Raw genomic sequence first — 9,709 nt, forward strand, 5'->3', positions numbered from 1 at the left:
CGTCACGCCGAAGTATACGTCATTCACCACCCGCCACGGTCATCCGCCCGACCAGGATCGGACCGGTGCGGATGTGCGAGCGCACGTCCACCTCGCTGCCCACCGCCTCGATGGCGGCGAACATGGCCCGAAGGTTGCCGGCGATGGTCAGTCCGTCCACCGGATAGGCGATGGTCCCGTCCTCCACCCAGAAGCCGGCCGCGCCGCGCGAGTAGTCGCCGGTGACCGGATTGACCCCCTGGCCCATCAGCTCGGTGACCAGCAGGCCGCGGCCCATGCCGCGCAGCAGCTCGTCCAGGCTGCCGGCGTTGGCCGCCACCTCCAGGTTGTGCACGCCGCCGGCGTTGCCGGTGGTCTGCAGGCCCAGCCTGCGCGCCGAGTAGCTGCCCAGCACGTAGCGCTGCAACACCCCATCCTCCACCAGGGCCGAGTCGCGGGTGGCCACGCCGTCGGCGTCGAACGCGGTCGAGCGCAGGCCGTGCGGCATCAGCGGCCGCTCCCGGATGGCGAACCACTCCGGGAACAGGCGCTGGCCGACGCTGTCCAGCAGGAAGCTGGCGCGCCGGTACAGGGCGCTGCCGGACACCGCGCCCAGCAGGTGGCCGACCAGCGAGCGCGCCACCTCGGCGGCGAACAGCACCGGGTACTCGCCCGTGGCCACGCTGCGCGGCTGCAGCCGCGCCACGGTGCGCTCGGCCGCCCGCCGGCCGATCGCCGCCGCCGGCTCCAGGTCCGCCTGGGCCAGGCCGATGCTGTACCAGCCGTCGCGCTGCATGTCCTCGCCGTGGCCGGCGATCAGGGCCAGGCCCAGCGAGTGCTGGGTCTCGCGCTCGCAGCCGATGAAGCCGTGGCTGTTGGCGTAGACCGACAGGCTCTCGCCGCTGCCGAAGGAGGCGCCGTCGGAATTGCTGATGCGCGGGTCGGCCTCGCGCCCAGCCGCCTCGCAGGCCAGGGCCAGGTCGATGGCCTCGTCCGGGCCCAGATGCCAGGGATGCCACGTGTCCAGGTCCGGGAACTCGCGCGCCATCAGCTCGGCATCGGCCAGGCCGGCGGCCGGGTCGTCCTCGGTGTGGCGGGCGATGGCGCAGGCCTGCTCCACCGTGGCCTCCAGGCTCGCCTCCTGCAGGTCGGCGGTGCTGGCACTGCCCTTGCGCCGGCCGAAGTACACGGTCACGGCGATGCCACGGTCGCGGGTGGATTCCACCGTCTCCACCTCGCCCTTGCGCACCGACACGGTCAGGCCGGTGTCCTCGCTGCAGGTCACCTCGGCCTGGCTGGCGCCCAGCGCGCGGGCCCGGACCAGCAGCCGCTGTGAGATCTCCGCCAGCCGCTCCAGGCGCTGCAGGCTGTCGTCATTGCGTGCGATGTCGTTCACTGCTCCATCCTGTCGAAAGCGGTCCGGTACGGGACGCGGCAGGCATCCGGGTAGAATCGCACCACCCGAAACCAAGCCTGCCCCATGCGCGGACGCGATCCCGAAACCGGCCAATCCCTGTCTCCCAGCCGCAGCCAGCGGCGCCGCGAGGCCCTGGGGGTGCTCGAGCTGGCCGAAAAGCTGGCCGGCATGACCCCGACCCAGCTGGCCCGGCTGCCGGTCCCGGAGGACCTGCTGCCGCACATCGAGCAGGCCCGCCGGATCACCTCGCACATCGCCCGCAAGCGCCAGCTGGCGTACCTGGCCAAGCAGATGCGGCGCGAGGACGAGGCGGTGCTGGACGCGATCCGCGACGCGCTGGACGAGGACAGCGCCGCGGCGCGGCGCGAGGTGGCACTGATGCACCGCATCGAGGCCTGGCGCGAGCGCCTGCTCGGGGAGGGAGATGCCGCCCTGGGCCGGCTGCTGGACGAGTACCCGGAGGCCGACCGCCAGCACCTGCGCACCCTGGTGCGCAACGCGCTGGAGGAGCGCAGGCGCAACAAGCCGCCGCGCGCCTTCCGTGAACTGTTCCGCGAGCTGCGCACGCTGGTCGCCGCCGGCGCCGCCACGGCCGCCCCCGCGGAGGACGCGGACGGAGCGGAAGCCGCCGAGGCTCCGGCGTCCGGGTTCGACGACGGCGACGGCGCGGAGGACTGAGCGCCGGGCCGCTGCCTGCAGGGCCGCCTCACCCGCGCCCCCTCACGCCCGCGTCCCGCCCACGGTCAGGCCCTCGATCAGCAGCGAGGGCTGGCCCACGCCCACCGGCACGCTCTGCCCGTCCTTGCCGCAGATGCCCACGCCCTCGTCCAGGGCCAGGTCGTGGCCGACCATGCGCACCTTCTGCATCGTCTCCGGGCCGTTGCCGATCAGGGTCGCGCCCTTGACCGGCGCGGTGATCTTCCCATCCTCGATCAGGTAGGCCTCGGTGGCCGAGAACACGTACCTGCCGCTGGTGATGTCCACCTGGCCGCCGCCGAAGTTGACCGCGTACAGCCCCCGCTTCACCGAGCGGATCATCTCCTCGCGATCGTGCCGGCCGGCCAGCATGTAGGTGTTGGTCATGCGCGGCATGACCAGGTGCGCGAACGACTCGCGGCGGCCGTTGCCGGTCGGCTTCATGCCCATCAGGCGGGCGTTGAGCGTGTCCTGCATGTAGCCGACCAGCACGCCGTCCTCGATCAGGGTGGTGCACCGGGTCGGCGTACCCTCGTCGTCGATGTTGAGCGAGCCGCGCCGCCCCGGCAGGGTGCCGTCGTCCACGATGGTCACGCCCGGCGCGGCCACGCGCTGGCCGATGCGACCGGCGTAGGTGGAGGTGCCCTTGCGGTTGAAGTCGCCCTCCAGGCCGTGGCCGACCGCCTCGTGCAGCAGCACGCCCGGCCAGCCGGACCCCAGCACCACCGGCATGGTCCCGGCCGGGGCGTCGATCGCCTCCAGGTTCACCAGTGCCTGGCGCAGCGCCTCTCGCGCCAGCTGCTCGGGCCGGCCGTCGGCGAACAGTTCCTGGTACGAGTAGCGGCCGCCGCCACCGGCGTAGCCGGACTCGCGGCGCCCGCCCTGCTCCACGATCACCTGCACGTTCAGCCGCACCAGCGGCCGCACGTCGGCAGCCAGCACGCCGTCGCTGCGGGCGATCAGCACCGTGTCCACGCCGCCGGCCAGGCTCACCGTGACCTGCACCACGCGCGGGTCGGCCGCGCGCAGCAGGCGGTCCAGCGAACGCAGCAGCCCGACCTTCTCCTCGTTGCCCAGCCCGTCCACCGGGTCCACCGGCCGGTACAGGGCGTGGCCGCCGCTGCGCACCAGCGCGCGCGGCGCCTGCGCCGCGCCGTCGCGGGCGATGGCACGGGCCGAGCCGGCGGCCAGGCGCAGGGCCTCGGCGTTGATGTCGTCCGAATAGGCGAAGCCGGTCTTCTCCCCGGCGATGGCGCGCACGCCCACGCCCTGCTCGATGGAGTGGGCGCCGTCCTTGACGATGCCGTCCTCCACCGTCCAGCTCTCGCGGCGGCTGTGCTGGAAGTACAGGTCGCCGTAGTCGATGCCCGGCCCCAGCAGCGCGCCGAAGGCGCGGTCCAGGCCGCTCTGGTCGAGGCCGGCGGGCAGCAGCAGGCGGGATTCGGCGATGGTCAGGGCGGATTCGTTCATCGTCTGCAAGGTGGGGGCGGCACGCGGCCGGCGCAAGGAACAAGCGTCCTATGATGACAGCAGGCGCCCGCCGCGGGCGTGAGCGCGCGCCACGGCCCGCTACGGCGCACCGCCCTCCGGCGCCTGCCGCGGCGCAGGCCGGGCCGCCGCCCCGCCCGTGCCGTCACGTGCCTGGTCGCGCTCGACCACCTCCACCTTCGGCTCCTTCCACGGTCCGGTGACGTGGTAGGTGCGCGCGCCGATCTCGCCCAGCGGCCGGCGCAGCACGGCGTTGGCCGCCGCGCCCACGGCCGCGCCCACCGGGCCGCCGGCCATCGCGCCGACCACGGTCAGCAGGTTGCCGGACTTGGGCGCCACGTCGATGGTCTGGTCGAAGCGCTGCGCGCGCAGGTCGGTGCTGCCGCGGATGGCGAGGTCCGCCGCCGGGGCGTCGATGCGCAGGTCGTCGGTGCGCGCCACGCCGTCGCCGAAGCGCACCTGCCCCTCCATCCGGTCGAAGGCCAGGCCGCGCGCGAACAGGTCGCGGAAGTCCAGCATCAGGCGCCGGGGCAGCTGGGCCACGCTCAGCAGGCCCAGCACGCGGCCGGCGCCGGGCTCGACCTCCAGCAGCTGGCCGTCGCGCACCACCAGCTCCATGCCGCCCTCCAGCGCGCCCAGCCGGAACGCGGCCGGGGAGCCGACCCAGCTGGCATCGAAGCGCACCGTGCCGTGGCCGCGCGCCAGCCAGTCCTCGAAGCCCAGGCCGGCCAGCAGCCGGCCCAGGTTGGAACTGTCCACCCGCACGTCCACATGGGTGCGCGCTTCCGCGCCGCGGCCCAGCCACTGGCCGGTGATTTCGGTGCGCTGCCAGGAGGCGCGCACCTGCAGCCGTTCCACCTCCAGGCCGCCCGGCACCGGGCGGGTGCGCAGCTGCGCCGTGCCCAGCCGGGTCTGGCGCACACGCAGGTCGTCCACGTCCAGCTCCAGCGGCGGGATACGCGCCGGATCGAAGTCCTCCCGCGGATCGGCCGCCGGCGCCGCCGGAGCGGTGGCCGACACGTCCGCGGCGGCGTCCGGCCCGGCGTCCGGCCCGGTCCCGGCGCCGGCCTGGGCGTCGGTCCGCGGCTGCCAGTGCAGCCGCGCAAAGCGGCCGCGCACCGGCCGGCCGTCCTGGTCCGGCACGGCCAGCTGCCCGGCCAGGGCCGGGCCGTCCACCTCCACCTCCAGCACGCCGGCGGCCGGGCGCAGCTGCAGGCGCGTCTGTGGGAACTGGCCGCCGAACATCTGCAGGTGCCCGGCCAGCACGTCGATGCGGCGCAGCGGCATCTCGCCTTCGCCCTTGCCGCGCGCCAGGCCGATCCACTCCAGCGCATCCAGGCGGTCGGTGCGGCCGTTGACGGCCAGCCCGGAGGCGGGCGGCTCGGCGTCCACGCTGCCCTGGCCCGGGGTCACCTGCACGCCGGTGGCGCCCTGGCGCTGGCGCGCGCGCACCGCCATGCGCTCGCCGAAGGCCACGTCGATGGCGCCACTGCCCGGCGGCAGGGGCACCTGCACCCGGGTCGGCAACGGCTCGCCGGCCGGTTTGTGCAGCGGCGCCGGCAGCTCCAGCGTGGTGCCGACCAGGTCCGACTGCAGGCGCAGCACGCCGCCCCCGGGGCCGCCGCGCCCGGCGGCGGGGATGGCCAGCGCCCGCGACCAGGGCGAGCGGCCACGCACATGGGGCTTCAGCCAGGCCAGCTCGGGCGCCCGCTCGAGCAGGCGGCCGGCGTCCATCGGCGCGTGCAGCTCGGCCTCGAAGGCCTGGCCGGCGCGGGCGTGGCCACCGGCGCGCAGCACCAGCGCGCCGGGGCGTCCGTCGTGCAGGACCGCCAGGTCCGCAGCGAAGCCAGTGCTGTCGTAGCGGGCCAGCCCATGCACCCCCTCGAAGGCCAGGTTCCAGCGCTTCTCGGCCAGGGTCGCCCCGGCCAGCTCGACCGTGCCTTCGAGGCGGCCCTTGCCGCCGTGATGTCCCAGCGGCTGGTCCAGGATGAAGCCCACCTTCGCCGGTCCGCCCACCGCCAGGCTGTCCAGCACCTCGCGGTGACCGGCCTGCAGCGGGCTGTTGCGCAGCAGCTCCAGGAACCGCGCGGCGTCGCCGGCGGCCTCGGCGCGCACGCGCAGCGGCGCGTTGGCGTAGTCCTCCATGCCGGCCTCGAACCGGCCGACGGTGGCGCCGGCCAGGCGGCCCCTGCCCTGCACCCGGAAGCCGTTGCCGATGAAGGCCATCTCGGCCTCGGTGTCCTCCAGGGGCAGCCAGTCCGGCTGGAAGCGCAACCGGCCCTGCTCGATCCGCCCGCGCGCCTCGAACAGGCCGTCGTGGCCGGTGAAGGGCCAGTCGTCCAGATCGCCGGAGACCAGCGCGCGGCCCTCCCGCAGGGTGCCGGCCTCCAGGGCCATGTCCAGCCAGCGCCCCGCGCCCTCAGGCATGCTGCGGCGCAGCCAGAAGCGCTTGGCCACCGGCAGCGGCGAGGGCTCCAGCTCGGCGGCCAGATCGATCCACGGCCGGCTGCCGTCGCCCTGGAACCACAACCCGCCGCGCAGGTCGGCACCGTAGTCCTCGCCGCGCACGTGCAGGGCCGGGCTGGCGATGCGCCAGCCGGCGCCCTCGCGCCAACCGAGCACGTGCCCGTCCAGCCGCACCTGGTGGACCTCGCCGAAGCCGGCCGGCCAGTCCAGGCGCAGCGGCGCCTGCGGATCCAGCGCCAGCTGCCAGCCCTGGGCATCGCCGTGGAAGGTGCCGGTCACGCCCTCCCCGCCCGGCGCCCGGCCCACCGCGGCGAAGGCCAGGCCTTCCAGCCGCCCCTCCAGCCGCAGTGGCCCGCCGCCGCGGCCGGCCACCTCCACGTCCGCCAGGCGCACGCGCGGGGCGGCGTCCAGCAGCCAGGCCCGGCGCGCCGGCGGCAGGCGATCGCTGAGTGCGGCCACCGCCAGCAGCGGTCCGGCGTCCACCCGCCCGGCCGCCAGGGCGAAGTCACGGCCGCCACCCACGGCCAAACCATCAAGCACCTGGGCGCCGCCCGCGTCGGCCACCCGCAACAGCGGCGCGTCCAGGCGCCAGCCGCCGGCGCGCAGCCGCCAGCGCAGGCGGCCCTGCAGCTCGCCGAACCGGGCAACGGGTCGGTCGCGGCCGGCCAGCGGCGCGCCGGCCAGGACCACGTCCTGCAGGCGGAAGCGTGCGGTCGCCAGCGCCCCGCGGCGGCCGCGCAGCTCCAGCCAGGCTTCGGCACGGCCATGGCCGCCGGCCGGCGTGATCCCGCCATGGCCCAGCAGCGGCGCCCCCACGGACAGGTCGTCGCTGTCCAGGTCCAGGTACAGGCGGCCATCGCCGCGGCCCCGGTCGAATTCCAGCACCGCGTTCAGCGGGCGGGCGCCGGCGTCGATCCAGCCGCGCCCGCCGGCGCGCACGCGGGCGCCGTCCACCCGCAGGCGCAGGTCGATGCGCGGGATGTGCGCGCGCAGCCCCAGCTCCGGGGCATCCACGTCCAGGCGGCCGCCGATCACCTGCAGCTCGCCCAGGCCCTGCAGGTATTCGAACGGGTCGCCGCCGCCCTCCCCGGCCCCAAGGCCGCGCACGCTCCAGCGCCCGTCCGGATGGCGCTGCAGCGACAGCGCCGGGCCGCGCAGGCGCAGCTCGGTGAAGCCGCGCCCGGGCAGCAGGCCGGCGTAGAGCGAGACCAGCATCTCGGCCTGGCCGATGGTGACGCCGTCGGCGCCACCGATGCGCAGCCCCTCCAGGCGCAGCAGCGGGCCGCGCCGGGTCCACTGCGTGGCCACCCGCTCCACCTCCACCGGGCGCCCGGCCTTTTCCCCCAGCCAGGCCGCCACCCGCTCCGGGTGGCGCTCGGCCAGCGGCAGCAGCTGGCCGGCCGCGCCCAGCACCAGCGCCAGGGCGACCAGCGCCAGGGCCAGGAGGTAGGCGGCCCAGCGGCGTGCCAGGCGCAGGCGGCGGCGCAGCGGCGTGGGCATCAGCGCCGCAGGTCAGAGCAGGACCACATCGAACTGCTCCTGCATGTACTGCTCGTCGGCCTGGAAGCGGATGGTCTTGCCGAGGAACTCCTCCAGCTCGGCCACCGCCGCCGACTCCTCCTCGGTGATCCGCGCCACCACCTTGGGCGAGGCGATCACCAGCAGGCGCGCGGCCTCGAACTGGCGCACGGCGCGGGTGATCTCGCGGAAGATCTCGTAGGTGACCGTCTCGGCGGTCTTGACCGTGCCGCGCCCGCCGCACTGCGGGCAGGTCTCCGACAGCTGCCGCTCCAGGCTCTCGACCGTGCGCTTGCGGGTCATCTCCACCAGGCCCAGCGGCGAGAAGTCGTACACGGTGGTCTTGGCGTGGTCACGCGCCAGCGACTTCTCCAGGGTGCGCAGCACCTGCCGCCGGTGCTCCGGGTCGGCCATGTCGATGAAGTCGATGATGATGATCCCGCCCAGGTTGCGCAGGCGCAGCTGCCGGGCCACCGCCTGCGCCGCCTCCAGGTTGGTGCGGTACACCGTCTCCTCGAGGTTGCGCTGGCCCAGGAACGAGCCGGTGTTGACGTCGATGGTGGTCATCGCCTCGGTCTGGTCGATGACCAGATAGCCGCCGGACTTCAGCGGCACCTGCTTGTCCAGGGCGCGGCCGATCTCGTCCTCTACCCCGTACAGGTCGAAGATGGGCCGGTCGCCGGTGTACAGCTCGATCTTCTCGGCCAGCACCGGCATGTACTTGGCCACGAACGCCTGCAGGCGGTCGTAGGTGTCGCGCGAGTCCACCCGCACCTTCTCCACGTCCTTGCGGATCAGGTCGCGCACCGAGCGCAGCGGCAGGCTCAGGTCCTCGTAGATGATGCTGCACGGCGGCGCCTCGAGACCGCGCCGCTCGACCACGTTCCACACCCGCGACAGGTAGGCGATGTCCTCGGCCAGGGCCTCGGCCGGCTGGCCCTCGGCGTTGGTGCGGACGATGTAGCCGTGGCCGCCGTGGGCCGCGGCCAGCTCGCTGACGATGCTCTTCAGGCGCTGGCGCTCGGCCTCGTCCTCGATCCGCGCCGACACGCCCACGGTGCGCGACTGCGGCAGCAGCACCAGGTAGCGGCTGGGGATGCTGATCTGCGTGGTCAGGCGCGCGCCCTTGGTGCCGATCGGGTCCTTGACCACCTGTACCACGATCTCCTGCCCGTCGCGCAGCAGGTCCACGATGGACGGCACCGGCGACTGCGGATCGTCCGCGTCCGGCCGGACCACGTCGTTGGCGTGCAGGAACGCGGCCCGCTCCAGGCCGACCTCGACGAACGCGGCCTGCATGCCGGGCATGACCCGCTGCACGCGGCCCTTGTAGATGTTGCCCACCACGCCGCGCCGCCAGCCGCGCTCGATGTGCAGCTCCTGCAGCATGCCGTTCTCGACCACGGCCACTCGCGTCTCGCGCGGGGTGACGTTGACCAGGATCTCTTCCGACACGGCTGCCCTCACCCGAACACCGGGGCCGCGACCCCGTCCGTTACCGCCCCGGCCGCCGCCAGCAGCCGTGCGGCATGGCGCAGCGGCAGGCCCATGACGCCGGAGTAGCTGCCCGACAGATGCTCCACGAACGCCTCCGCGCGGCCCTGGATGGCATAGGCACCGGCCTTGCCCAGCGGCTCGCCGGTGGCCACGTAGGCTGCGATCTCGGCCTCCGCCAGCGGCGCGAAGCGCACCTCGGTGGCCGACAGCGCCTCGCGCTCGCCGGCCGCGTCCACCACCACCACCGCCGACAGCACCTGGTGGGTGCGGCCGGACAGCCGGCGCAGCATGGCGGCCGCGTCGTCCGCGTCGGCCGGCTTGCCGAACACCTCCCCGTCCAGCACCACCTCGGTGTCGGCGCCCAGCACGCGGGCGCCGGGCTCGCCGGCCACCTGCGCCCAGCCGGCGCGGGCCTTGTCGCGCGCCACGCGGCGGACGTAGTCGGCCGGCGCCTCGCCCGGGGCGCGCACCTCGGGCACGTCCACGTCGAGCAGGCGGTAGGACACGCCGAGCCGGTCCAGCAGCTCGGCGCGCCGGGGGGATTTGGAGGCCAGGTAGAGCATGGCCGACAGGATAACCCGGCCCCGGCGCCCGGGCCCGGGCCGGAAGGGGCCGCCGCCGCCCCGGCCCCCGGGGCGGCGGCGGCCC

6 protein-coding genes are annotated in these 9,709 nt (G+C 75.0%); 1 reads left to right on the forward strand and 5 read right to left on the reverse strand.

The genetic code is table 11. The features are described from left to right. Nucleotides 1-19 precede the first annotated feature (19 nt). Nucleotides 20-1,375 carry a metalloprotease PmbA gene (pmbA, locus tag CR938_RS02300; RefSeq protein ID WP_162123464.1) on the reverse strand — a complete coding sequence of 452 codons (1,356 nt, stop codon included), beginning with the start codon at nt 1,373-1,375 and terminating at the stop codon, nt 20-22. An 84-nt stretch (nt 1,376-1,459) separates the two neighbouring features. Between pmbA and yjgA the strand changes: the two genes are divergently transcribed. Further along, nucleotides 1,460-2,074 carry a ribosome biogenesis factor YjgA gene (gene yjgA, locus CR938_RS02305; RefSeq protein ID WP_162123465.1) on the forward strand — a complete coding sequence of 205 codons (615 nt, stop codon included), beginning with the start codon at nt 1,460-1,462 and terminating at the stop codon, nt 2,072-2,074. A 42-nt stretch (nt 2,075-2,116) separates the two neighbouring features. Here yjgA and tldD read toward each other — a convergent pair whose 3' ends face one another. The 4 genes from tldD to CR938_RS02325 all read right to left on the reverse strand — a co-directional run bounded on the left by tldD (nt 2,117) and on the right by CR938_RS02325 (nt 9,624). Further along, nucleotides 2,117-3,562 (reverse strand): metalloprotease TldD, encoded by a 1,446-nt coding sequence (gene tldD, locus CR938_RS02310; protein WP_162123466.1) that lies wholly within the window; start codon nt 3,560-3,562, stop codon nt 2,117-2,119. A gap of 99 nt (nt 3,563-3,661) precedes the next feature. Then, nucleotides 3,662-7,546 (reverse strand): YhdP family protein, encoded by a 3,885-nt coding sequence (locus tag CR938_RS02315; protein WP_162123467.1) that lies wholly within the window; start codon nt 7,544-7,546, stop codon nt 3,662-3,664. A 12-nt stretch (nt 7,547-7,558) separates the two neighbouring features. Beyond that, nucleotides 7,559-9,019, reverse strand: a complete 1,461-nt coding sequence (gene rng / locus CR938_RS02320) for a ribonuclease G (protein ID WP_162123468.1) — start codon at nt 9,017-9,019, stop codon at nt 7,559-7,561. Between the two features lie 8 nt (nt 9,020-9,027). After that, nucleotides 9,028-9,624, reverse strand: coding sequence for a Maf family protein (locus CR938_RS02325; protein ID WP_162123469.1), 597 nt, complete (start codon nt 9,622-9,624; stop codon nt 9,028-9,030). Nucleotides 9,625-9,709: the final 85 nt, after the last annotated feature.

The organism is Pseudoxanthomonas taiwanensis (genome assembly GCF_010093135.1).
In the GTDB taxonomy this organism is placed as follows: domain Bacteria; phylum Pseudomonadota; class Gammaproteobacteria; order Xanthomonadales; family Xanthomonadaceae; genus Pseudoxanthomonas; species Pseudoxanthomonas taiwanensis.

Coding starts and splice junctions, on each gene's coding strand:
- yjgA (WP_162123465.1), top strand. CDS start 1,460: ATGCGCGGACGCGATCCCGAAACCGGCCAATCCCTGTCTCCCAGCCGC.
- tldD (WP_162123466.1), bottom strand. CDS start 3,562: ATGAACGAATCCGCCCTGACCATCGCCGAATCCCGCCTGCTGCTGCCC.
- CR938_RS02315 (WP_162123467.1), bottom strand. CDS start 7,546: ATGCCCACGCCGCTGCGCCGCCGCCTGCGCCTGGCACGCCGCTGGGCC.
- CR938_RS02325 (WP_162123469.1), bottom strand. CDS start 9,624: ATGCTCTACCTGGCCTCCAAATCCCCCCGGCGCGCCGAGCTGCTGGAC.